Source organism: Acinetobacter sp., from assembly GCF_049284435.1.
Lineage (GTDB): Bacteria > Pseudomonadota > Gammaproteobacteria > Pseudomonadales > Moraxellaceae > Acinetobacter.
In genome coordinates, this window is record NZ_JBAPXX010000106.1 from 21219 (window position 1) to 44887 (window position 23669).

General features: G+C 41.0%; 21 protein-coding genes and 1 pseudogene. 11 read left to right on the plus strand and 11 right to left on the minus strand.

What is annotated here, in order from left to right; translation table 11 throughout:
* The first annotated feature begins 125 nt into the window (after positions 1-125).
* Positions 126-1370: an MFS transporter gene (locus tag WAK81_RS09320; RefSeq protein WP_422196594.1), complete on the plus strand. Its 1245-nt coding sequence runs from the start codon at positions 126-128 to the stop codon at positions 1368-1370.
* 25 nt (positions 1371-1395) lie between these two features.
* Here the strand turns inward: WAK81_RS09320 and WAK81_RS09325 are convergent, their stop codons facing one another.
* The 3 genes from WAK81_RS09325 to WAK81_RS09335 form a co-directional block, all read right to left on the minus strand.
* Positions 1396-2829, minus strand: coding sequence for an alpha,alpha-trehalose-phosphate synthase (UDP-forming) (locus WAK81_RS09325; RefSeq protein ID WP_422196595.1), 1434 nt, complete (start codon positions 2827-2829; stop codon positions 1396-1398).
* On the minus strand, positions 2786-3667 hold the full coding sequence (otsB, locus tag WAK81_RS09330) for a trehalose-phosphatase (protein WP_422196596.1): 882 nt from the start codon (positions 3665-3667) through the stop codon (positions 2786-2788). The genes WAK81_RS09325 and otsB overlap by 44 nt, the downstream gene beginning before the upstream one ends.
* 1007 nt (positions 3668-4674) lie before the next feature.
* The gene (locus WAK81_RS09335; protein ID WP_004730396.1) at positions 4675-4869 is read right to left on the minus strand and encodes a hypothetical protein; all 195 of its coding nucleotides are present in this window, start codon (positions 4867-4869) and stop codon (positions 4675-4677) included.
* A 458-nt stretch (positions 4870-5327) separates the two neighbouring features.
* On the opposite strand from WAK81_RS09335, the gene sbmA reads away from it, so the two are divergent.
* The 3 genes from sbmA (at position 5328) to WAK81_RS09350 (ending at position 9143) form a co-directional block, all read left to right on the plus strand.
* The gene (sbmA, locus tag WAK81_RS09340) at positions 5328-6521 is read left to right on the plus strand and encodes a peptide antibiotic transporter SbmA (RefSeq protein WP_422196597.1); all 1194 of its coding nucleotides are present in this window, start codon (positions 5328-5330) and stop codon (positions 6519-6521) included.
* 620 nt (positions 6522-7141) lie between these two features.
* Positions 7142-8188 carry a hypothetical protein gene (locus WAK81_RS09345; RefSeq protein ID WP_422196598.1) on the plus strand — a complete coding sequence of 349 codons (1047 nt, stop codon included), beginning with the start codon at positions 7142-7144 and terminating at the stop codon, positions 8186-8188.
* Positions 8189-8654: 466 nt separating this feature from the next.
* Positions 8655-9143 carry a hypothetical protein gene (locus tag WAK81_RS09350; RefSeq protein ID WP_422196599.1) on the plus strand — a complete coding sequence of 163 codons (489 nt, stop codon included), beginning with the start codon at positions 8655-8657 and terminating at the stop codon, positions 9141-9143.
* 19 nt (positions 9144-9162) lie between these two features.
* Here WAK81_RS09350 and WAK81_RS09355 read toward each other — a convergent pair whose 3' ends face one another.
* The 5 genes from WAK81_RS09355 to gatC all read right to left on the minus strand — a co-directional run bounded on the left by WAK81_RS09355 (position 9163) and on the right by gatC (position 14376).
* The gene (locus WAK81_RS09355; RefSeq protein WP_422196600.1) at positions 9163-9384 is read right to left on the minus strand and encodes a hypothetical protein; all 222 of its coding nucleotides are present in this window, start codon (positions 9382-9384) and stop codon (positions 9163-9165) included.
* A 236-nt stretch (positions 9385-9620) separates the two neighbouring features.
* Positions 9621-10964: a hypothetical protein gene (locus WAK81_RS09360; protein ID WP_422196601.1), complete on the minus strand. Its 1344-nt coding sequence runs from the start codon at positions 10962-10964 to the stop codon at positions 9621-9623.
* A gap of 85 nt (positions 10965-11049) precedes the next feature.
* Positions 11050-12531 (minus strand): Asp-tRNA(Asn)/Glu-tRNA(Gln) amidotransferase subunit GatB, encoded by a 1482-nt coding sequence (gene gatB / locus WAK81_RS09365; RefSeq protein ID WP_422196602.1) that lies wholly within the window; start codon positions 12529-12531, stop codon positions 11050-11052.
* Complete coding sequence (gene gatA, locus WAK81_RS09370) at positions 12531-14009, minus strand: Asp-tRNA(Asn)/Glu-tRNA(Gln) amidotransferase subunit GatA (protein WP_422196603.1); 1479 nt, start codon at positions 14007-14009, stop codon at positions 12531-12533. The genes gatB and gatA overlap by 1 nt, the downstream gene beginning before the upstream one ends.
* A 52-nt stretch (positions 14010-14061) precedes the next feature.
* Positions 14062-14376, minus strand: a complete 315-nt coding sequence (gene gatC, locus WAK81_RS09375; RefSeq protein ID WP_422196604.1) for an Asp-tRNA(Asn)/Glu-tRNA(Gln) amidotransferase subunit GatC — start codon at positions 14374-14376, stop codon at positions 14062-14064.
* 132 nt (positions 14377-14508) lie between these two features.
* Between gatC and WAK81_RS09380 the strand changes: the two genes are divergently transcribed.
* The 6 genes from WAK81_RS09380 (at position 14509) to WAK81_RS09405 (ending at position 19261) form a co-directional block, all read left to right on the plus strand.
* The gene (locus WAK81_RS09380) at positions 14509-15555 is read left to right on the plus strand and encodes a rod shape-determining protein (RefSeq protein ID WP_004279360.1); all 1047 of its coding nucleotides are present in this window, start codon (positions 14509-14511) and stop codon (positions 15553-15555) included.
* Between the two features lie 16 nt (positions 15556-15571).
* The gene (gene mreC, locus WAK81_RS09385) at positions 15572-16429 is read left to right on the plus strand and encodes a rod shape-determining protein MreC (protein ID WP_004279362.1); all 858 of its coding nucleotides are present in this window, start codon (positions 15572-15574) and stop codon (positions 16427-16429) included.
* A complete protein-coding gene (gene mreD / locus WAK81_RS09390; protein WP_422196605.1) occupies positions 16416-16907 on the plus strand; it encodes a rod shape-determining protein MreD in 492 nt (163 codons plus the stop codon). Before mreC ends, mreD begins: the two co-directional genes overlap by 14 nt.
* A complete protein-coding gene (locus WAK81_RS09395) occupies positions 16895-17461 on the plus strand; it encodes a Maf-like protein (protein WP_422196606.1) in 567 nt (188 codons plus the stop codon). The genes mreD and WAK81_RS09395 overlap by 13 nt, the downstream gene beginning before the upstream one ends.
* Positions 17462-17499: 38 nt before the next feature.
* Entirely contained in the window at positions 17500-18954 is a 1455-nt protein-coding gene (rng, locus tag WAK81_RS09400; protein ID WP_422196607.1) for a ribonuclease G, read from the plus strand.
* Between the two features lie 133 nt (positions 18955-19087).
* Entirely contained in the window at positions 19088-19261 is a 174-nt protein-coding gene (locus WAK81_RS09405) for a PA1571 family protein (RefSeq protein WP_004646222.1), read from the plus strand.
* 207 nt (positions 19262-19468) lie between these two features.
* On the opposite strand, the gene WAK81_RS09410 is transcribed toward WAK81_RS09405, so the two are convergent.
* Positions 19469-20851, minus strand: coding sequence for a WS/DGAT/MGAT family O-acyltransferase (locus WAK81_RS09410; protein WP_422196608.1), 1383 nt, complete (start codon positions 20849-20851; stop codon positions 19469-19471).
* A gap of 463 nt (positions 20852-21314) precedes the next feature.
* Complete coding sequence (locus WAK81_RS09415) at positions 21315-22049, minus strand: phosphoadenylyl-sulfate reductase (protein ID WP_422196609.1); 735 nt, start codon at positions 22047-22049, stop codon at positions 21315-21317.
* 204 nt (positions 22050-22253) lie between these two features.
* Between WAK81_RS09415 and thrH the strand changes: the two genes are divergently transcribed.
* A complete protein-coding gene (thrH, locus tag WAK81_RS09420; protein WP_422196610.1) occupies positions 22254-22871 on the plus strand; it encodes a bifunctional phosphoserine phosphatase/homoserine phosphotransferase ThrH in 618 nt (205 codons plus the stop codon).
* A gap of 71 nt (positions 22872-22942) precedes the next feature.
* Here the strand turns inward: thrH and WAK81_RS09425 are convergent.
* Positions 22943-23669, minus strand: a pseudogene (locus WAK81_RS09425) (transporter); the annotation flags it as partial.

Genomic DNA, 23669 nt, shown 5'->3' on the forward strand with positions numbered 1-23669 from the left:
ATTTATTCTGTTTATAATTCACGCAAATTCAGCCCCGCAAACTTATACATTCTAGCTATAAGTCTGTGGGGTTTTTCTATGGATGAACGGTAATGGATGCCTGAGCCTTCTTTTTTGGTAATACAATGTTCAATCAAACACTGCTTTCTCGAATTCAGTCTCCATCACCATATCTATGGCAGAAAATAGCGACTGCGTTGTGCTTCTTTAGCTTGGGCTTTAGTACTGCGGCTTGGGCACCTTTAATTCCATATGCACAGCAGCGCCTGTTATTAAATCATGCTGATTTTGGCCTGTTATTGCTGTGTGCCGGGATCGGTTCAATGCTGGCGATGCCGCTGGCAGGCCGACTGGCTAATGCATTAGGTTGCCGTACTGTTTTAGCCGTAATTCTCAGTGCATTTTTGTTCATTCTGCCTGCTTTGGCCTATAGCCCGAATCATTTAATGATGGCAATCAGCCTGTTTTTCTTTGGTGCCAGTGCCGGTGCTTTGGGCGTGACTGTCAATATTCAGGCTGCACAGATTGAGAAAAAACTCGGTAAAAGTTTAATGTCGGGTTTTCATGGGGTGTGTAGTTTAGGTGGTCTGGCAGGCGTACTGGGCATGACCATGTTAATGGGATTTGGCTTGGCGCCTTTAACTGGTGCGGTTATTGTCAGTGTGATTTTGCTGCTTATTGCCTTATTGGCTGTTCCTTTTAGTTTGGGTGCTGAGCCAAAAACAGCGGTAGAAGAAACATCATCAGAACAGCCAGTGAAAAAAGCAGCACCGACCTGGGCGATTTTAGGCATTGGTCTGATCTGTTTTGTGGCTTTTCTGTCAGAAGGTGCAGCCATGGACTGGAGCGGTATTTATCTTGCTACTGAGTTCAGCCTGCCTGCGGCGCAAACCGGTTTGGCTTATAGTTTCTTTGCGGGTTTGATGGTACTGGGACGTTTTAGTGGACACTTGATTATTCAGCAGTTTGGTGAAAAAAATACGATTCTGTTAAGTGCACTTTTGGCTGCAACCGGTTTATTAACCGTAGTCTTTGCACCAGTTTGGCAAGTAGTGTTGGTCGGTTATGCGATTTTAGGTTTAGGTAGCGCCAATATTGTACCGCTAATGTTTTCCCGTGCAGGACGTCAAAAAACTTTGGCTTCACATGTGGCATTGTCTTATGTATCAGTATTTGCCTATACAGGTTCATTGATTGGACCGGCATTGGTCGGCTTCGGCAGTGAAATCATCGGATTGAGTCTAGTATTTAGCGTCATTGCGATTGGTCTATTGAGTATTGTGATTTTGAATCATCTCACTGCAGACCCAAGCGAAGTACAACAAAGCGAAGAGATTGTGGCTCCTCTTCAAAACGAAACACCAGCTTAATGCTGGTGTTTTTTTACTTAAAAATTTAGGCATGCACACTGAACTGGTTTGAAGCTCCTGCAGCCACCGGACGATAGATCCGCAGGCTTTGTGAGTTTTTCAGGTCAGTGATAAACTGATCACGCCAGCGAATAATATCGAAATTTTTCAAGCCTTGGCTTAAATAACGATAACGCTCTAAACGTTCTGATTTAGACATACGTAGCGCTTTCTTCAAGGCTTTGGCCATACTGTCATGCTCATAAGGATCGACCAGTAAGGCTTCTTTCATTTGTTCAGCAGCACCGGCATATTTAGACAGAATCAAGACACCCGGATCTAAAGGATCTTGTGCAGCAATATATTCCTTGGCGACCAGATTCATGCCGTCCCGGATCGAATTTACCCAACAGATATCAGCTTTGCGATACAGTTGCATTAAGGCTTCATGCCCCAAGGTGTCATAGCTGCAATCGAAGGGTAACCAGTCTGCTGTGCCATGCTGGCTATTAAGTTCATGCACGGCAGATTTAAATTGCGTATACAAGTTCTTATAGGTCTTTACATCCAGTCGGCATGGGCAGGCAATTTGTAATTGCTGGAATTGATTTTTAAACTCCGGCTGATCTTCCAGCAAGCTCTGCAAAGATCCAATTTTCTCCAATAAGCCTTTACTATAATCAATCCGGTCAACTGAAATGATGGTTTTATAAGGCTGCACTGTATCCAGATCAAACGGAAGCTTTTCCAGATGAGTATCTGAGGCCTGATTCTGCAGTTGCACAGGATGCACACCAATCGGATAGCATTTCACATGAATCTTTCGAGATTGATAATTCAGGATTTCATTGTGACGATGCTGCACTTTTAAGGTCTGTTCAAGGAAATTTAGACAATTTTCCTGATCGCGAGAGGTCTGCAAACCAAGTACATCATAGTTGGCCAAATGATGTGCCAGATCGCGATGGGCGGGTAAAGTCTGCCAGAGCCTTAGTTCAGGGAAGGGAATATGCAGGAAAAAGCCAATACGGTTACGCATGCCCAGTTTACGGCAATAATGCGCCACGCTTAAAAAATGATAATCATGGATCCAGATGATGTCATGTGGAGATGCTACCTGTTTCAGGTGCTTGGCAAAACGCAAATTGACATCCTGATAGATTTTAAAATCCTGCGACTGATAATCCACAAGCTGATGCTGGTCGTGCATTAGCGGCCACAACGCATTGTTGGCAAAACCACAATAAAAACCTTGATATTGGGATTCAGTCAATGGACTCGTGTGATATTCAACATTTTGATGCTTCAGGATTTGAAACTTCTGCTCTTTCGTCTGGTCAACTCGGGATCCATTCCAGCCAACCCAGATACCGCCTATATCCTGCAAAGCATCCTGCAATGCCACCGCTAATCCACCTGCCTGGGTATTATCTGACTTAGGTAGATTTACACGATTTGATAACACTATGAGTTTCGACATGTAATTTCTCCAATAATAATTGTTGTTGTGCTTTCAATATTTCTAAAAATTCCGCTAGAAAAGCCTGTACTTGAGTCACGTTTTCGAGGCGATGTTGTGCCACGGTGTTGCCTGTACCGACTTTGATAGAGCAGCCTTTGAATGTGTTGATGACTTGAAAACCGGCTTCGTCGGTCAGGTCATCTCCGATAAAAATGGGATAATGATCACTTAAGTGATATTGCTGAATGATTTGTTGGATGGCTGAACCTTTATTTGCACCTTTGGGCACCAGTTCAAATACAAACTTTCCAGCTTTAAGTTCAAAATCCTGAAAATGAGCGAGACAATCTAAGGCAAATGCATGCACTTGATGCTCTAAATGGGGATGTTCACGAAAATGCAGGGCGACTGAATAGTCTTTAATTTCTATTCGAGTCTGAGAAATATTATTACTATGTTCCGTAATATAATTTTTTAATAATTCAAATTGTTCAGGATTTAAATCAATTAACTTGCTTAAACGCGATTGATAGCTTAATTCCAGACCGTGAGAACCGGCAATATTCCAGTCAAATGGATAAATAAGTTTTTGGGCTTGTGCGATTGAGCGACCGGTTACTAATACTAGCTGAATATATTGTTGTAACTCTTTTAAGGTATTTAAGATCTCGCTCTTAATTATACTTTTTGCTGGATCTGGGTGGAATTCAGAAATGGTTCCATCAATATCAAGAAATAAAACAAGTTTGTGAGAATAAATAATAGGTTTGAGTTGAGTTAAAATCACTTGAGGTAATATATAAGAAGATGTAGCAAGTGAATTTTCTAGGTCTTGATCTTCTTTTAGAGTCGACATAAATATTACCTAAGCCTCTGAAATGCAATTGATTTTAAAGTTGAAACTACCTGAGTGGTCATTGATCTGATTAAATTTATAACATATTTCATTTAACAGACTGGCATTAAGTGCAGAAACGAAACACTTTTAACAAGTACAGTTACTTTGTAAGATTTAGAAATATTTTGGTAGAAATCCAGTATTTTTAATAAATTTTAAAAATAAATTATGAGTATTTTATATTTTAAGGTTTTCTTGAATTGATTATTTTTCAAGATTTTAAATAATAAGATTTATTATTTAATAGTTATTTTTGAATATGTATTTTGTAACTGATTTTTAAGAAATAGTATTTATTATTAATTTATATTTTATTTTTTTTTAAATATATGGGGAAGATTTGATTTTGAGATATTTATAAATTAGGCATATTTAATAACAAGATTTAAATTAAGTTTATGAAAATTAATAATTTTTGAAATTGACTAGAGGGAATTTCGTATTATCAAATTTTCTTAGGATCAATTGGAGAGCTATACAATTTAAACAGCCTCTTAATTTAGCATCTCAGATTAATTTTTTAATTCTTATTCATAAATTTTATCAGAGGATAAAAAATCGAAGAAAGACGAACTCCAGTTCTATTGCTAAACTCTGAAAATAACTTGAATATTCTTTTTTTGAATCGAAGCGTAGGTGTTAGATGAAGTTGAGCTAAACACAGAGAAGAGATGTAAATGTGGTATTGTAATGACAGAACAGATACAAAAGACGGAAAAACAGATCATCAGTGATCTTACATAGGTCAAAAAACTAAGTGATGTTTCAATTAAAAGAAATTTTTCTACTCAAATGGATAAGCCAATTTAAAAGCAGTAAATGATGACAGAAGAGGAAAGAAATAATTTTTTGAAAAAATAATAAAAGAGCAATCAAAGTGAAGATAAGCTAAGGGCCGTATCATATAAGTAAGTTAAGAAACCAAACTCAGATACAACCCGTCTATTTGCATGAGAGGAAAATACTCAGATTTCTCGCCACACTTCATTTTCGTCTTTTAAAGGAATGGTAAAGTTAAAGTCATCATCATTACTGACCAGAAGACTGGTTGGAGTCTGCATGACCACTTTCAAAACAGTACCTGCTTCAAAAATAATAGGATCGCAGTTTTCTTTTTGTAGAGTCACCGGTTTAAGTAATTCAATTACTGAACTTTCCATAGTTTTTTCCAAAATAAGATTACTTTTCGATAATTAAATCATAGCATGATTTTTGAAAATTTAACTGTTTCTTCAAAAACTGAGAACTTGATCAATGACTTATTCAAATAGGGGAAAGTGCTCTATTTAGATAAAAGATACCTAGAAGACATGCGGTATGCCTGATTTTCATCCTATTCTCGCAGTGCTCAGAAGCATAAGGTTCTTTTACATAAACCCGACAGATAACAGGCATAAAAAAGTCTATTAAAATAACGAAAGGTCAAAAACATTATGATTTTTCTGTTTTTTGATATCGCTCTGCTGAATGATAAAAATAAGTTTCTAGAGACTCGATATCCTTCTATCCTTTTTTACACTAAATTGAAAATTAATGCTTTATAACAGTAAAAATCTAAAATAAGAATAAACTATGCGTCATTTGGATGAACAAGAGACATAAGGAGAACTGGGTCGGCATGTTTAAGTCATTTTTTCCACAACCCGTCTGGTTTTTTAGCAGCCTGATTTTGTGGTTTATCATTAATCTTGTGCTTTGGCATAGTGGCGGATCAGGATGGGGAGTCTATCTGGGTTTTCCTGAAGGTTATTTTGATGAAAAGCTTACAATCGGTATCGGGCGTTTCTGGTCAGCTCAATTCATCTGGTTCTATATTTGGTTTTTCATTGCAACTACGATATTTGCGCTGTTCTGGCAATGGAAAGCCAGACACCCATGGCACCGTTGGTCGGTTTGGGGCTCGGCATTTATTCTGTTTAATATCTGGTTCGGGGTACAGGTCAATGTCGTATTAAACGAATGGTATAGCCCGTTTTATGATCAGATTCAACAAATGCTCACTGAGGGTGGTGGAGATGTTTCATTGCTGTATCAAGGCGCATTAACCTTTATTTATATTGCGATGGTTTATGTCACTTTAGCGGTATTTAACATGTTTTTTGTCAGTCATTATGTCTTCCGCTGGCGTACTGCGATGAATGATTATTACACTGCACATTGGGAGCAGTTACGTCATATTGAAGGTGCATCACAACGTATCCAGGAAGATACCATGCGCTTTGCCAAAACCACAGAACAGTTGAGTGTTTCCTTGATCGAAGCGCTGATGTTGCTGATGGCATTCCTGCCGATCTTGTATCAGCTCTCTAGTCATGTGAAGGTTTTACCAATTGTAGGGGAAATACCGCATGCTTTAATGTGGGCCTCGATCGGCTGGGCGGTATTGGGTACAGTCATTTTGATGGTCGTGGGAATGAAGCTGCCCGGACTGGAGTTCAATAACCAGAAAGTTGAGGCCGCCTATCGTAAAGAGCTAGTCTATGGCGAAGATTATGCTGATCGCGCACATCCGCTGACACTACAAGAATTGTTTAGCCGGGTACGCTGGAATTATTTCCGTTTGTATTTTCACTATGCTTATTTCAACATGGTCCGGATCTGGTACTTGCAGTTGGACAATATTTACGGATTATTTATTCTGTTTCCAAGTATTGCAGCGGGGACAATTACCCTTGGTTTAATGATGCAAATCCTGAATGTGTTCGGCAAAGTGCGGGAATCTTTCCAGTATCTGATTCTGTCTTGGCCGACGATTATTGAACTGATGTCGATCTATAAACGCTTGAAAGCATTTGAATCACATATTGATTAATTTTTTCTCATATTATTATCCTGCTTTATCAGCCAAACAGTTTTAGGTTTGGCTTTTTTTTATGGCGAGTTAGTCTACAAAATCCAATAGAAAATATCGATCTGACCGTTGGTCAGATGACTTGGGTAAATCGTGTCACAACCTCCCAATATTGGGGTATTCAGATATTTTTTTCTTGTCTAGAATCCTAAGGGCCAGCCAAGATGGCGTTTAATTTCCGGTGGTTTGACGTATAAAAATAACAAGTGTACGTTGAGGAAATTATTCTTATGCTGATCTTGTTCAGGCAATGTTATAGCGGATAAAAGGTAAATTTATTACCCATTATAATAAAGGTCTGTAACGTTCCCTGAATAAGCCGCCGAAGAAGGACTCACCGCCTTCTTCGGTTTTTTATGTGTTTTTTCTATCTTTTTCTTGAGTCCTGAATGGAATTGTTTATTATTTGAACTGATTTAAAAATGATAATTGTGTCAATTTTTATCACATGAAGCTTGGCACAACCAGCAAAGTTGAGGCTGATATGTGCCTTTTTACCGTTTAAATATTATATTTATCAATATCTTGTGTTTGTTGTTTTGTACTATTTACGCTATGTTATACGAGATTTTGGGGTTGAGATGTTTGCTGTGAAGCTAAAAGTAATAATTCTAATAATAGGGGCAGCAGGTTTAGCTGGATGTAATAGCGTGAATCGGTTGAAATCAGAGGTTTTACATCCTTTTGCCAGTCCGGAAGAACTGATTGCCAAACGGGCTTTGAATCAACGTGATGGTAGCGCAAAAAATTATGTTTATGTTTGGGGACAAGCACAGAAAAATAACACGACTCAAGCCATGTATCCGCGTTCGATACTGACGCAATATTGTCATGAACAGGGCGGTAAATTTTCCCTGCTTTATAAAAGTACTTTTAGTGCAGTGGCGGATGTTGCCCAGCGTAAACGCCTGAGTGCCAATCGGAGTGTTGTACAGGGTAGTGGTGCCTATCAGTGTCGTATGGATGACCTGACTGAAAGCTGGATTGTCTCGATTGAGCCAACTTCTGAACGACAAGTTGATAAAACTAGCCAGACGCGTAGTGTTCGACTACTCACCCAGGCCATGAGTCCTTCTCAAGCAAAAAACTTTTATCGTCCAACTAAAGCCAGGGTTGCTTTGGAGCAAACCAAACCTGCATCGATAAAAACCACGACTCCTCCTAAGACTCCTGCCGTAAAGACGACGAATGAACTGAAGGAATCAGCACGTAAAGAGCTGGATAAGAAAGAATTAGAGCGAAAGGAATTAGAAAGAAAAGAGTTAGAGAAAAAAGAAGCAGAGAAAAAGCAGCTAGCAGCATCAGCTCGAGCTACGGTAGCAGAAACACCGCAACAAAATCAGATGAAGATTTATGTGGCAGCGCGACGTGATATTAATAGCGGCAAGAATCTGAATAATGCCTGTAACAACGCCCAGCGTGCCTATAACTATGGCAAATTGCAGGGCACAGAGGGAACACGTGTCTATACTGAATCAGGGATGTTGGTTGCACGCTGTCTGAACAGTATTCCGGTCTATGCCAGCCGTTTCCCGAATGCTAAAGCCCAATCCAAGCGGATTTTGCAGAATTTAGCCAATAATTATAATCATGCCGGAGCCAAGAATCTTTTGAGGCAGTTAAAATAAGCGCGGGATCAAAAGACTTAATCCAAAATCCGTATGATCCTTTTGACGATCGAGAAGATAGGCGCAAAAATCTGCTCGATCCGACGGGAGAGAGCAGAAGAAAGCCGGCTTGGTTTAGTGGGGAGATCACGTGACCCGAGAATCTCCTTGCGTGATGTCGGATGGATGAATAAAAATACGATCAAGACGAAAAAAAGGACAAGTCCCCACAGTATGATGCTGTGAAATATGTTGGTATTCATAATTATAAGTTTTTATTTTTATTGTTTTAGTCTAAATCATAGCGCTAAGTTTGACTGATCAATATCCTGATCTGATGAATAGCAATATGGAGATCAGAATGATCATCTGAGTGTTGTAAATCTGGGTCAGGTTTTACAGAGTTCTATCAGTTTATAGCCCTGTTCCATGCTACAACTAACTGGTTTCATATCATTGGCCGTACATCGAAGAACAGGAAATTATGATGGTGCATAGATCTTTCACAAAGCTTCGTACATTTTTAATAAGTGCAACATTATTAGGTACAACTCAGATGGCAATAGCCAGCCCGACAGTCAACCAGCTCAGTGACTGTTTAATGAAATCTACTACAGCCACGGATAAAACCACCGTCTTGCAATGGACCTTTGTGGCATTGGGCAATCATCCGGACTTAAAGGCTTTGAGTAACGTGACCGCAACTCAAAAGGAAGTATTAGACAAGAATCTGGCGACGGTGTTGCAGCGCATTTTAGTGGAGCAATGTTCAGCACAGACTAAAGCGGTGATTCAGGCTGAAGGTTTGCCGGCGGTGGGCGATAGTTTTCAGGCATTAGGTAGAGCTACAGGCGATGAAATTTTAAAGAATCCTGAAATTAATAATCAGCTCAAAGGTGTGCTGCGTTATATCGATTTGAATCGTGTGGCACAGACTTTTTTGACACCGGATTTGTTGAATAAGTTGGGATTATAAGGCGATAAGTCATGAGGCTTTATTTAAAGATGCCTGCAATAAGTTTAATTAGCCAGTAAATGGGATAGAAAATAACTTCGATTCCATTGACTAATCCTAGTCCTCGCTGCTTTCTGCGAGGTTCAGGCTGCATTTCGGATAGTCGTTTACGGCATTTTGGAATCAATAGCAAAATGATGATGACCAGTGCAAATAAGCCAATCGCAGTTTGAATGATGGCGAGTAAAAGTTCAGGTGTCATTTTTGTTTTTCTTTGATATTTTTGATTTTATAGCATGTTTTAAATCCTCTCCCTAGCCCTCTCCTTTATAAAAGGAGAGGGAACACCGCGTATCCAATTAATCACATGACAAAGTCTCCCTTTTCTAAAGGGAGGTTTAGAGGGATTCTAGAAGTAGCGCATAAAGAAGGGTACTCCCCCCTTTTTTTGTTTCTTTTTAAAAATAGAGGGAATTAAACAGGTATTAAATTCTATATTTAAGTAGTTATAATAGTTCCTAAAGAATCTAGAGTAGTAGGAATTCCAATAACTTTTAATATATCATTGAGGCTAAAAGGAATGATTCCTTCTGATGCTAAAAAATATAATATTCTTGGATGATAGAGCATATAAAATTCATTATTATTTTTCTGTTCTATAATAAGTATGTATTGTGCAGAATTGTACTTTGAATTTATTTTAAGTAAAAAGTAATTCTTATCGTCAGAAGTTGTCTCTAGTAGTACATTACTATTCGTATAAATAGGGTAACTATCAGGATGAATGCTTGATTCAAATATAGAATATTCATCATGATCATCTTTATTAAGAATAGAACCATCAGGAACGTACCAACTATGGAAATGACACTTAGGTAGCATTTTTTTATTAGATGAATCTAGAAGTTCAGAAATAATAGTTTCTCTTTGAGAATAGCCAATATTACCATCATAAGATTTGATATCTAATGGGATTTTTACCTGTTTATATAGTTGATGTATGAAATTTTTATTAATTGGATTGTTACTTTCATCCAAAAGTATATGATATTTTTTATCTATGTTAAATTCGCTGAAATACTCAATATATACGTCTAATGGTAATAGAAGTAAAAGCCTGCCTAGCCAAGTATCTTTGTAAAGTTTGTCATTTATAATTAAGAAATGATGGTTTTTGCTAGTGATTAATAATACTAAACCATCTTGATCATTTTTCAAAAATTGAAATTGTTCACCATATACATAAATTTTTTTCTCATTTCTAATAGAAGATATATGAGTATCTATTTCTTTATCACCATCTTCGGGAGAATTTAAATATTTCCTATTCTTTTTTTTGATATCTTTTTGAAATGGGGACCTTAAGAAAGGCTGTAGTTTATCGTATTTTATATGTTGGAATTTTCTTAGAAGCCAATCGGAAATAGCTAAATTTTCTATATCAGTGATTTCTGTTGTTATATGGAATTTAAAAAATGAATCTGAAACAATTGTTAAAATTTGATGTTCTTCAATTTTATATAAAATTATCTTAAATGATTCTTGTAATAAATTAAAATTATCATTTTTACTAGTCGTATATTCCTCAAGTAAATTAAATTCATTTATTAGTTTGAAAAAGGCTTCTTGATCTTTTTCTAAATAATAAAATATTTTTAGAATACTATTAGCTGTATATACCTCTGTATTATTTCCAAAAAATACTAAGACAAAAGGATTCAGATTATCATTAGTTGTAAAAATTTTGATATTTGATTTATTGGTTTTTATTTCTTTAAATAATTCGCCATTGAATTTGATTGGAGAAAAATAACGTTTATCAAAAAAGTAATAATCTATCATTCTTGAATTTTCCTATAATAATTTTGAAAAAACCCCACATTAAGCGAGGTTTTTATCTCATGAAAACAAATGATTAGTCAATAAATCAACCAATCAATTTCTTCATCAATTCATTTACTTGCGCAGGGTTAGCTTTACCCTTAGACGCTTTCATGACTTGACCAACAAGACCGTTGAAAGCTTTCTCTTTACCAGATTTATACTCTTCAACCATCTTCTCATTGGCAGCAAGCACGTCCTTAATAATCGCTTCAATCGCGCCTGTATCAGTTTCCTGTTTCAAGCCTTTTTCCGCAATAATCTCGTCCGCAGTTTTGCCTTCGTCCCACATAAAGCCGAACACTTGTTTTGCAATCTTACCGCTAATGGTGTTGTCCACAATACGCGCGATCATACCGCCAAGTTTCTCAGCAGATACAGGAGAATCAGCCAAATCTAGGCCTGCTCTATTTAAAGCCCCTGAGAATTCACCCATCACCCAGTTTGCAGCAATCTTACCTTGCGCAGCGCCACCAGCAGCTTTCACTACTTCTTCGTAGAACTCTGACATTTCACGAGTCAATGTAAGAACGTGAGCATCGTACTCAGTCACACCAAAGTCAGCCACGAAACGCGCACGACGTGCAGCAGGAAGCTCAGGCATGGTTGCTTTAATTGCTTCGATTTGCTCATCAGCAATTACCACAGGCAACAAGTCTGGGTCAGGGAAGTAGCGGTAATCGTTCGCTTCTTCTTTCGAACGCATTGAGCGCGTTTCCATTTTCACAGGGTCGAATAAACGTGTTTCCTGATCGATGGTGCCATCCCATTCCAGAATTTCCATTTGACGTTCAATTTCAACATTGATCGCTTGTTCAATGAAACGGAATGAGTTCAGGTTTTTCAATTCACAACGTGTACCGAAGGGTTGACCCGGACGACGTAAAGACACGTTACAGTCACAACGGAATGAACCTTCCGCCATGTTACCGTCAGAAATGCCTAACCAGCGTACCAGGGTGTGAATTGCCTTGATGTAAGCAACCGCTTCTTCAACCGAACGCATATCCGGTTCAGAAACGATTTCAAGCAGCGGCGTACCGGCACGGTTCAAGTCGATACCTGACATGCCTTCGAACTGGTCATGAATCGATTTACCTGCATCTTCCTCAAGGTGCGCACGCGTTACGCCAATGCGTTTAACGGTGCCATCTTCAAGCTGGATGTCTATATGACCCAAGCCCACAATCGGGTTGTCCATCTGGCTAATCTGGTAGCCTTTTGGAGAGTCTGGATAGAAATAGTTTTTACGTGCAAATACAGACGCCTGATCGATATACGCATCAATCCCTAAACCAAAGCGAATCGCAAGATCAACCACTTCCTTGTTCAATACTGGCAATACGCCCGGCATCGCCAAATCAACCAGGCTGGCTTGCGTATTTGGATCATTACCGAAAACAGTCGATGAACCTGAGAAAATTTTGGTATTGGTGGCAAGCTGAGTATGAATCTCGATACCAATAACCACTTCCCAACCATCAATCAGGTTGGATTTCGGTTTAGCCGATTTTTGAGCTTGAGCCATTATGCGTTCTCCTCAGCAATTGCAGCGCGTTTTGTATGCCAATCTGTTGCTTGTTGATACTGATGTACCACAGACAACAACTGAGATTCTGACCAGTAATTGCCAATCAGCTGTAAGCCAACTGGTAAGTTGTTTTGGTCAAAACCGACAGGCGCGTTAATCGCAGGAAGACCTGCCAGGTTGACTGCAAGCGTATAAATATCACCCAGGTACATTTCAACTGGTGTCAGATCCGCACCGATTTTATAGGCTGTGGTTGGCGCAGATGGTGCAGCAATCACATCAACCGATTCAAATGCTTTGAGGAAATCTTGTTGGATCAGGCGACGTACTTTTTGTGCTTTCACATAATAAGCATCGTAGTATCCAGCGGATAACGCATAGGTACCAATCAGGATACGACGCTGAACTTCTGCACCAAAACCTTCTGAACGTGAACTTTTGTACAGGTCCATCAGGTCCACCGGGTTTTCTGCGCGGTAGCCATAACGCACGCCGTCATAACGTGACAGGTTAGATGATGCTTCCGCAGGCGCGATCAGGTAGTAAGTCGGAACATAGCTTTCCGTCATGTCGAGGTCGATCTCAACCAGCGTAGCACCCATGTCTTCTAACTTTTTAAGTGATTCTTCAACACGCGCTTTCACGTCTTCTGCCAAACCAGCAACATTAAAGTACTGTTTGGGAATGCCGATGCGTAAACCTTTGACTGGTGTAGCGTTCAGGTTCGCCACATAATTATCGACGGCTTGATCCATTGAAGTGGAATCTTTGGCATCATGACCGGCCATGACATTCATCAGATAGGCACAGTCTTCAGCCGAACGTGCCATTGGGCCGCCCTGGTCTAGTGATGATGCATAGGCAATCATACCGAAACGCGATACACGGCCATAGGTCGGTTTTAAGCCTGTAAGGCCACAGAATGACGCAGGTTGACGGATTGAGCCACCAGTATCGGTACCGGTTGCAAAGGGTGCCAGGTCAGCCGCTACGGCTGCTGCCGAACCACCTGAAGAACCGCCAGGTACATGGCCCAGGTTCCAGGGGTTAGCCGTTGCGCCATAATAGGAATTTTCAGAGGTCGAACCCATGGCGAATTCGTCCATGTTCACTTTACCCAAAGTGACCAGACCCGCAGCTTTGCCTTTCGCGACAACGGTCGCGTCGTAAGGAGAGATAAAATTGTCCAGCATTTTAGAACCGGCAGTGGTCTTGATGCCCTGGGTACAAAAAATGTCTTTATGCGCGATTGGTACGCCTGTTAACACATTTGCACCACCTGCCTTACGCAGTGTGTCAGCCGCATCGGCTTCTGCCAATGCCAATTCAGGCGTAACGGTTACATATGATTTTACCTGAGCATCAATTTTTGCAATGCGCTTTAAATAATGTTCAGTCAATTCGCGAGATGAAAACTGGGCATTTGCCAGACCTTCACTGAGTTCACGAATGGATAAGCGATGTAAATCTGTCATGAGAAATAATTCTTTACGTTTAATTTAATAAAAAGAATGAACTGGGTAGTAATTACTCAATCACGCGCGGTACGAGGTACAAGCCATCCTGAATAGCTGGTGCAACTGCTTGGTATTGCTCACGATGATTGGTTTCGGTGACCACATCATCACGTAACGGCTGAGGGTGGTCGAAAGGGCTTTTTAGGGGTTCAACACCGTCGGTATTGATGCCTTTCAGGGTTTCCATCATGCCTAAAATTTTATTTAAACTTTGAGCATATTCAGCAGATTGCGTATCATTGAGAGATAACCTTGCAAGGTGGGCAATGGCTGAAACTGTTTCTGCACTTAAATCTGCAGAATGCTGTGCATCCGATGTAGACATAATATTACCTAATCAGTATTAAAAAAATTCAAATTATCATGCGTTATGATAAGCGATTGACTTGTCCAAATCATCACATTTAGTTAAAGTTGCCACCTTGCGTCCATATAAAGTTTAACTGAGAACGTCCCCGTGATTCTAAAACGACTAATAGGCTTGTTTTCGCCCGATCTTGCCATTGATTTAGGTACAGCAAATACACTTATTTATGCGCCAGGACGAGGCATTATATTAAATGAACCGACGGTTGTAGCCATCCGTCATAGTGGTTCACATAAAATTGTTGCCGCTGTAGGTCTTGAAGCGAAACAAATGCTAGGTCGTACCCCAGCCAATATCTCAGCGATCCGTCCGATGAAAGACGGTGTGATTGCGGATTTTGAAGTCACTGAGACCATGCTGAATCAGTTCATTCGCAAAGTACATGAAAACCGTTTATTTACTCCGGCACCACGTGTCGTGGTTTGCGTGCCATGTAAATCTACCCTGGTTGAACGTCGTGCCATTCGTGAAGCCGTGTTTAATGCGGGCGCACGTGATGTACGTTTAATCGAAGAGCCAATGGCAGCAGCGATTGGTGCAGGTATGCCAGTTGAGCAGGCGTGTGGTTCAATGGTTGTCGATGTTGGTGGTGGTACCACTGAAATTGCAATCATTTCCCTGCAGGGTTGTGTTTATGCAGATTCTTTACGTATCGGCGGTGATGTCTTTGATGAACAGATCATTAACTATGTGCGTAAGGCGCATGGCTGTGTGATCGGTGAAACTACAGCTGAAGTGATCAAAAAAGAAGTAGGTATGGCATTGCCTGATGAAGGTGCTAAACCACTCGAAATTGAAGTTCGTGGCCGTAACCTCGCAGAAGGTGTGCCTCGTGCGATTGTGGTCAATTCAGACGAAGTGACCCAAGCAATTTCTGATCCATTGCAAAACATCGTGTCTGCGGTGAAATCTGCTTTAGAACACACACCTCCTGAGCTTTCTTCGGACATTGCTGAACGCGGTATCGTGTTAACCGGTGGTGGTGCATTGCTACGTAACCTGGACAAGCTGCTTGCCAAAGAAACTGGTCTGCCAGTCGTGGTTGCAGAAGATCCACTATCATGCGTGACTCGTGGTGGCGGCAAGGTACTCGAATTTTTCGACAACCCAAATCATGACATGTTATTCGTAGGCTAAGAAAAGGATTCGGCGGGTGCAAGCACATCTGTTTTCTCGACAACCGCCATCTTTTCGCTCTTTTATCATTGCATTGGTAACATGCCTGGTGGTGCTTTTCTTTGATTGGCGCATGCCGCATGTTGTTCAACCTGCAAGGGATGTCCTGTACGCTGCTTATAATCCTATTTATGCGGTGGCCAGCTATCCGGTATTGTCGCGAGAGTGGTTGAATCAACAAACCAAGTCTGAAGCTCAGTTGCGTCGGGAAAATACCGCGATGCAGGCCGAGCTGTTACAGGCACAGGTTCGCTTACAAAAAATCTCTGAACTTTCTGCTGAAAATACCCGTTTGCGCGGTCTATTGGACACACCGTTGATCATTGACGGGCGTATTGAAATTGCCGAAGTGATTGGTACCGATGCCGATCCATTACGGCATATTATCGTGATCAACCGGGGTTCGAATAATGAGCTGAAAGTCGGGCAAACGGTACTGGATGATAAGGGTATCATGGGGCAGATTATTAATGTCTATCCGCATAGTAGCCGGGTTATGCTTTTGTCTGATAAAGAACATTCACTGTCAGTGCGCCTGGAACATACCGGTATGCGTGCCATTGTCTCGGGTACGGGTGATCTGGGACGTTTAAAAATGGAATATGTACCGACCAGTGCCAATATCAAGGTCGGTGAAAAAGTTTATAGTTCGGGCTTGGGACAACATTTCCCGGCAGGTTATCTGGTGGGGCAGGTGTCTAAAGTACAACGGCATAATTCCGGTGAATTTGCCCAGATTGATGTGACGCCTGCAGCTCAACTCGCCGGTGGACATCATGTGGTGGTGTTATTTTCCGATTCATTAGCGATGGAGCAACCGCATGTCAATCGCTAAGATGAAATCCAGAAAGCATCGTGATCCTTTAATGGCCATTGTCATTTCGGTGATTGTGGCTTCCATTTTAATGGTCTATCCACTTTCCTATAATCTTTCGGGTTGGCGTCCGCTTTTTATGCTGATGATCATGCTCTTCTGGGTGTTGTGTCAGCCGACCTGGTGCGGGATCTGGTTTGCCTTTGGAACCGGTATTTTTATTGATCTGCTGCTGGATGCACCTTTGGGTCTGAATGCGCTGAGCTTTATCATTATTGCCTTTTTAGCCCGCTTTCTGACCCGTGAGCGCCGTATCCTGACCTTTAATAATCTTTGGGTAATTATGGGGTTGGCGATTGTTGCATATCTGCTGATGATCTTTTTTACCCAGATTATGGCTGGTGTGCAATTTTCTTATGCACGGCACTGGATTCCGATGATTACCAGTATTCTGGTTTGGCCTGCTATTTATTATGTGCTAAAAAAATGGCGCATATAATTCTGGCTTCTAGCTCACCGCGACGTCGCGAGTTATTGCAACAACTCGGGCTGAGCTTCGATATTTACAGTCCCGAGATTGACGAATCTGTACAAGCAGGCGAGTCGGTCGCAGCCTATGTTGAACGTCTGGCACGAGCCAAAGCAGATGCCGTGGCTGAGCGTTATCCAGATGCCATCATCATCGCTGCCGATACCAGCCTGGGGGTGGATCAGGAGATTTTGGGCAAACCTGAATCCAAACAACATGCGATTGAAATGTGGACAAAAATCTCCGGTCGGTGGCATGATGTCTATAGCGGTGTCTGTGTTCGTACAAAGCATGAAAAATACAGTATAGTGGTACGCACACAGGTCGAATTTCAAATCCTGAACGTCGCAGATATGGAAAGTTACTGGGCGACAGGTGAGCCACTGGGTAAAGCCGGGGCTTATGCGATTCAAGGAATTGCAGCACGTTATATTCCAAAAATACAGGGCAGTTATTCCAATGTGGTCGGCTTGCCTTTATATGAGACAGTACAGTTATTACAGACGGTTAAGGCACTAAATTAACTGCTGAAAAGAATTCTTATAATGTTTTGAGTGTAGTTATGTCTGACGAGTTGTTGATTAACGTCACGCCGATGGAATGTCGGGTTGCGTTAATTGAAAACGGCACGGTCAATGAACTGTTTGTCGAGCGTACGGCCAAGCGTGGCCTGGTAGGGAATGTCTATAAAGGAAAAGTGGTGCGGGTCTTACCCGGCATGCAGGCTGCCTTTGTGGATATCGGACTTTCTCGCACTGCGTTTTTGCATATCAATGATATGGTCTGGCCTCGCAATCAACCGACCCCGAATGTCTTTGAACTGCTTCAACCGGGACAAGTCCTCACGGTTCAGGTGATGAAAGATATGCTCGGTACCAAAGGCGCACGCCTGTCTACCGATCTGTCGATTCCTTCGCGTTATTTGGTGCTGATGCCATATGGCAATCATATCGGCGTATCGCAACGGATTGAATCCGAGGAAGAGCGCAATCGCTTGCGTTCACTTATTGAGCGGATTCAGGCAGAACATAAGCTGCCAGGTTCAGTGATTGTCCGTACTGCGGCAGAAGGGATTGAAGAAGAAGCCATTGCACAGGATATGGCTTATCTTGCCAAACTCTGGGAATACATCCAGCGCAAGCAAAAGATTATTGCGGTACCGTCTTTGATCTTTGAAGAATTGCCTTTGCCGCAACGGGTGATTCGTGATCTGGCCAATGAAGAAACCGCCAAAATTTACGTAGATTCGCGTGAAATTCATGCCAAGTTGCAGGAATTTGTCGAAGAATTTGTCCCGAACATGAAAGAGCGTTTGCTGCATTATCCGGGTGAACGGCCAATTTTCGACTTGTATAATGTTGAGGAAGATCTGCAAAAGGCATTGCAAACTCGTGTCGCATTGAAGTCCGGCGGTTATCTGATGATTGACCAGACTGAAGCCATGGCCACAATTGATGTCAATACCGGTTCTTACGTCGGTGGCCGTTCGCTGGAAGATACAGTTTTTAAAACCAATATGGAAGCAACTGATGTCATCGCACGTCAGTTACGGCTGCGCAATCTGGGCGGAATTATTATCATTGATTTCATTGATATGCAGGAAGCGCAGCATCGTGAAGAAGTGATGAAACAGTTTGAGCGCATGCTGGAACGTGACCACGCCAAAACCAAGATTACTCAGGTGTCGGAACTGGGCTTGGTGGAAATGACGCGGAAACGGACCCGTGAATCACTGGAACATCTGCTCTGTGAATCTTGTCCGACCTGTCAGGGACGTGGTTATGTCAAAACAGCAGAGTCAGTATGTTACGAAATATTCAGGGAAATTCTGCGTTATGCCCGTGCTTATGAGTCACAGAGTGGCTTTACTGTCGTCGCGCATCCGGCTGTCATTGATCGATTATTGACGGCAGAAGCGCCTGCAGTCGCTGATCTAGAACATTTCATTAATCGCGTGATTAAGTTCCAGGTGGAAAATCTGTATACGCAAGAGCAATACGATATCATTCTCAGCTGAAATTGTAACAGAATATCGTTAAACACTTGTTACATCTGAAATTTTACAACAGGGCCTTTATTTACAATACTAGATGCATGAATTAGCCAAAGCCGTTTCTCCCAGTTTCAGGCTTAGCAAAAAGGAGTGTGTGATGAGTATGAGTAAAGCAGTAATCCATAAAGGCCTAAAACACGTATTAGAACCAAAGACTGTACATGCGGGATATATCGTTGATGAGCGCGGTAATGAAGTTCAAATTACCGCGAGCATGATCCGTAACGTCTGCCATCAATTATTACAACAGTGCCGTACTATTAAAAGCTGATTGCATTTGTGCATTGTTTCTAACTTGTCAAAAAATGATTTGGATAGACATTTAAATCGAGAGGTCATCCAAAAGTTCTAAAATAATTTAAAAAGATTTCAAAAATAAAGGAAAGGGACCAGATCGGTCCCTTTATTCTGTGCTCAAAGACTGGCAAAAATGATCAACACCTTTGATAATCCATCTCTTTTATTTATTCATCTGCTGCTAGCTTACCGCCCGTAACTTTGGGACAGGTTCGCCATCTACAATAAGTTCAAAACGTTGAATTTCTTCTTCCAGATGCGTCAGCAAGTTTTGCATTTTCGGCAGGGCATTACGGCATGCTGTCAAGCCGACTTCCAGTTTGTCTAAATAGCTGGTCATGGTGATATTCAAGGCCTGACCATCCAATACGATAGAAGCTGGATAAAGTGCTTCAAGACGTGCACCATTCCAGTAAAGCGGCTCTTGTGGTCCAGGTACATTGGAAATAATGACGTTAAAAGCCTGACGTGTCGGCATTAAACCGGATGCAATATTCAGGCCTGCTGCACCATAGACAAAGGCACTATAGTTCAAAATCTGGTTGGCATTCATGCGTTTGAAGCGTTCTTTGGCACTCAACACACTGCGGCGTACGATCTTGAGACGTTCCAGCGGATCTTCTTTATGCGTGCCCAGATTGGCCAGAATCATGGTAATACGGTTGGATACATCCGAGTCATCACTGCGAACCGAAGCTGGAACCATGGCAATTAACGGTTTTTTCGGCAGGGCATTTTGCGATAATAAATATTCACGTAATGCACCTGAACAAATGGCCAGGACGATATCATTAATGGTCACGCCCAATGCCTTGGAAATATGACGTAAACGTGAAAATTCGAAAGACTGGGCTGCAAAGCGACGCGAAGCACTGACACGTTGATTCAGAATACTGCTTGGCGCCTGAAAGCTGGATACATAATCCGGATTGCGTCCCATATCTTTCATGACGGTTTGCGACAGTTCATAAGCAACTCGTGGCGCACATTCTAGCTGTCCTTTAATGGTTTGCAGGACATTTTTAAAGCCATTCACTTTGGGAGCTTTTAGACGTTTAGCACGCGGTCCTTCCACACACCATGGTGGTACTATACTCTTGGCATTTGGGTCATGTGAAAGTGACTTTTCGACCAGACGCATGCCAGCGATTCCATCCACCATGGCATGGTGAATTTTAAAATACATGGCAAAACGATTACCTTCAATCCCTTCAATGATATGACAGGTCCATAAAGGTTTGGCGCGATCAATCAGGGCACTATGTTCTTGAGAAATATAGGTCAGCAATTCCCGGATACGGCCCGGTTTAGGCAGGGCAATATGACGAAAATGATGATCTAAATCAAATTCCTGGTCTTCATCCCAAAACAGGCCGTTTAAATAATTGTTAAAAGGTGGGATTGGAGAGCATTTCGAATTTTGGATATCCGTGACTAGATCCTGAATAAAGGAAGCTGGCGCATTGTCGGGAATTTGGAATAAAAATAGCCCACCTACATGCATAGGCTGCTGCCGTTTCTCTAAAGTTAAGAAAATAAAATCAATTGGATGTAATGGACGCATAGCGTGGATTGCCTCACTGCACTCTCTATGGCTTTTTTGCTAAAAAGCCTTGTTTAGAATTATTACTTTAGTTTTTAAAGTATATCTTTTTTAGCATATAAATGAACTGCTTTATCTTGTCTCAACTGTGAAAAATTGGCTATTGACAAAAACAAAATATCTTCCTAAGTTTATGAAATGTGAAAATTTTAGTTTTAAAATAGTTTTCTAAAAATAGTATTTACTAGGCGAAGTGGAGTGTAACTTAATAATTATGTGTTATTAGCAGAATAGCATTGTGTTCAATTTTACATTTTATGCAAATAAATCAATTAGCTAAAATTTTATAAATTCTTTAATTAAAATAATATTATCCCGATAAAAGGTAATTTATATCTTGTCACTAAATGTAAAATTATCAATTAAAAAGACTATCTTTATTAAAAAATAGCCTTTCAGTAAATAGGAAGGATAAAACTTAACTTTATTTTTTTAAATTGCCGGCATGCAGGCCACATTCTTTATGCGTAGCTTCTTCCCACCACCAGCGGCCTTCACGTTCATGCTGATTTGGCAGCACAGGGCGGGTGCAAGGTTCACAGCCAATTGAAACGAAACCTTTCTCATGCAGGGCATTATAAGGGACTTCCATCATACGGATATAACTCCAGACATCCGCACTGGACCAGTTGGCTAGAGGATTATACTTGATCAGCTGCTTTCCGGGACCGGAAAAACCTGGATCGGCCTGAACCACAGGAATTTCATTGCGTGTACCCGGACTTTGATCTTTGCGCTGACCGGTAATCCAGCCATCCAGCGTGGCCAGTTTTTTACGTAGCGGTTGAACCTTGCGTATACCGCAACATTCCTGATGGCCATCTTCAAAGAAACTGAATAGACCCTTGGTGGTTACTAAATTCTGTAGCGCATCTGTTTCAGGGAAGCAGATTTCAATTTCGATGTTGTAATGCTTACGCACACGTTCAATAAATTGATACGTCTCTGCATGTAGACGGCCAGTATCCAGACTGAATACCCGGAACGGTTTACCGAGATGCGATGCCATATCAATCAATACAACATCTTCAGCACCAGAAAATGAAATCGCAATTTCACCTTGCTGGCTCAGTGCAAGTGCCAAAATTTCATTGGGCGATTTATCTGCATATTCAGATGCAAGCGCATCAATACGATCAATAGTAGGAATGATGGTCATGAGAGTCCTGGCGATATAGGCTTGGAAAGGACATGGCCTATATTAATTAATTTCACATCTATTTTAATAGAATTGATTTAATTGACTTATCACTAAAAAATAAATACTTATGAAAAAAATAGATTTAAAAAAGTACAGTGCAAAATCTGTTTCTTCAGCTATGATAGTGCAAAATTTTTTCAATACAACTTAGAGGGAATGTTCATGGAAGTCGTATGTCTAGATTTAGAAGGCGTGTTGGTTCCAGAAATCTGGATTAACTTTGCAAAAAAAACCGGTATTAAAGAGCTTGAAGCGACGACTCGTGACATTCCTGACTATGATGTACTGATGACCCAACGTCTGAATATTTTAAAACAGCACGGTTTAGGCTTGAACGATATTCAGGAAGTGATTGCAGAAATGGGTCCTTTTCCGGGAGCAAAAGAATTTGTGAAATGGGTGAGCACACATTTTCAATTGATTATTCTTTCAGATACCTTCTATGAATTTGCACATCCACTGATGAAACAACTGGATTGGCCAACTATTTTCTGCCATAAACTGGAAACAGATGAAGCAGGCATGATCTCTGCTTATAAACTTCGTCAGCCGGACCAAAAACGTCAAGCAGTAAAGGCATTACATGGCTTGAACTTCCGTGTGATTGCAGCAGGGGATTCTTATAACGATACCACGATGCTAGGTGAAGCAGACCACGGTTTCTTGTTTGATGCGCCTGAAAATGTGATTGCTGAATTCCCGCAATTTCCACCAATTCATGGTTATGAAGCGTTAAAAGAAGCCATTCGTAATGCTTCAGTGCGTGATATTCCTGCTTAATTAGATGCTTTAAGCAAAAGAGAAGGGCGCTTATAGCGCCCTTTCTTGTTTAATGCTAATTTTTAACGTAATTAGAAACGGTAACCAATTTTCATACCATAACCAATTGCATGATTGTCTTCAAAATCTCCTACTGGAGTACCACCGGTTTGAGCGGTTGCATCGCCTAACCAGAAGTATTTTACACCGGCCTGAATGAAGTAGTTCTCAGCAGGGCTATATTGGCCACCTAGGCCAACATTCCAGTAACCTTCTGTTGGACCAAGTGTTGTTACAGGGTTGCCTGCACCAGAATCCCAACCAATCGCTGCAGTACCTGCCCATTTACTGTTGAATTTGTGTGAAAGGCCAGTGGTAATTGAGTATTGGTCATCTGAATAATCAATCAGATTTTGTTTTGCTCCCAATGCAGCAGTAGTTTGAGCTAGGAATGAAGGTGTTACTGCAAATTGATCCCAATGTACCCAACGAAGATTTGCAAAGGCCAAAGTATTTTGAGCAATACCTGATTGTAAATCTAAATTTACTGATTGTGGAGTAATAGCTTCTAGTTCATCAATATAAGCAAAACCCGGAATTAAATTATATGTTTCTTTAGATTTAGCATTATGTTTAATCTCAGAACGATATGTAACAGCAGCTTTTAAAGCAATTTCAGGAATCTGGTAAGCAAACCCAGCTAACCAACCGTAAGCTTCTTCTTGCTCTACGTTAATATTATAGCCACTTAAAGTTCCTGCAGGAGGTTTTGCATATGCTGCACCGCGTAATTTAATTTCAGCCTCAACAGTTTGCCAA

Excerpts from the sequence above, each read along its gene's own strand:
- WAK81_RS09320 (WP_422196594.1), top strand. The coding sequence starts at position 126 with ATGTTCAATCAAACACTGCTTTCTCGAATTCAGTCTCCATCACCATAT.
- WAK81_RS09325 (WP_422196595.1), bottom strand. The coding sequence starts at position 2,829 with ATGTCGAAACTCATAGTGTTATCAAATCGTGTAAATCTACCTAAGTCA.
- otsB (WP_422196596.1), bottom strand. The coding sequence starts at position 3,667 with ATGTCGACTCTAAAAGAAGATCAAGACCTAGAAAATTCACTTGCTACA.
- WAK81_RS09335 (WP_004730396.1), bottom strand. The coding sequence starts at position 4,869 with ATGGAAAGTTCAGTAATTGAATTACTTAAACCGGTGACTCTACAAAAA.
- sbmA (WP_422196597.1), top strand. The coding sequence starts at position 5,328 with ATGTTTAAGTCATTTTTTCCACAACCCGTCTGGTTTTTTAGCAGCCTG.
- WAK81_RS09345 (WP_422196598.1), top strand. The coding sequence starts at position 7,142 with ATGTTTGCTGTGAAGCTAAAAGTAATAATTCTAATAATAGGGGCAGCA.
- WAK81_RS09350 (WP_422196599.1), top strand. The coding sequence starts at position 8,655 with ATGGTGCATAGATCTTTCACAAAGCTTCGTACATTTTTAATAAGTGCA.
- WAK81_RS09355 (WP_422196600.1), bottom strand. The coding sequence starts at position 9,384 with ATGACACCTGAACTTTTACTCGCCATCATTCAAACTGCGATTGGCTTA.
- WAK81_RS09360 (WP_422196601.1), bottom strand. The coding sequence starts at position 10,964 with ATGATAGATTATTACTTTTTTGATAAACGTTATTTTTCTCCAATCAAA.
- gatB (WP_422196602.1), bottom strand. The coding sequence starts at position 12,531 with ATGGCTCAAGCTCAAAAATCGGCTAAACCGAAATCCAACCTGATTGAT.
- gatA (WP_422196603.1), bottom strand. The coding sequence starts at position 14,009 with ATGACAGATTTACATCGCTTATCCATTCGTGAACTCAGTGAAGGTCTG.
- gatC (WP_422196604.1), bottom strand. The coding sequence starts at position 14,376 with ATGTCTACATCGGATGCACAGCATTCTGCAGATTTAAGTGCAGAAACA.
- mreD (WP_422196605.1), top strand. The coding sequence starts at position 16,416 with ATGTCAATCGCTAAGATGAAATCCAGAAAGCATCGTGATCCTTTAATG.
- WAK81_RS09395 (WP_422196606.1), top strand. The coding sequence starts at position 16,895 with ATGGCGCATATAATTCTGGCTTCTAGCTCACCGCGACGTCGCGAGTTA.
- rng (WP_422196607.1), top strand. The coding sequence starts at position 17,500 with ATGTCTGACGAGTTGTTGATTAACGTCACGCCGATGGAATGTCGGGTT.
- WAK81_RS09405 (WP_004646222.1), top strand. The coding sequence starts at position 19,088 with ATGAGTATGAGTAAAGCAGTAATCCATAAAGGCCTAAAACACGTATTA.
- WAK81_RS09410 (WP_422196608.1), bottom strand. The coding sequence starts at position 20,851 with ATGCGTCCATTACATCCAATTGATTTTATTTTCTTAACTTTAGAGAAA.
- WAK81_RS09415 (WP_422196609.1), bottom strand. The coding sequence starts at position 22,049 with ATGACCATCATTCCTACTATTGATCGTATTGATGCGCTTGCATCTGAA.
- thrH (WP_422196610.1), top strand. The coding sequence starts at position 22,254 with ATGGAAGTCGTATGTCTAGATTTAGAAGGCGTGTTGGTTCCAGAAATC.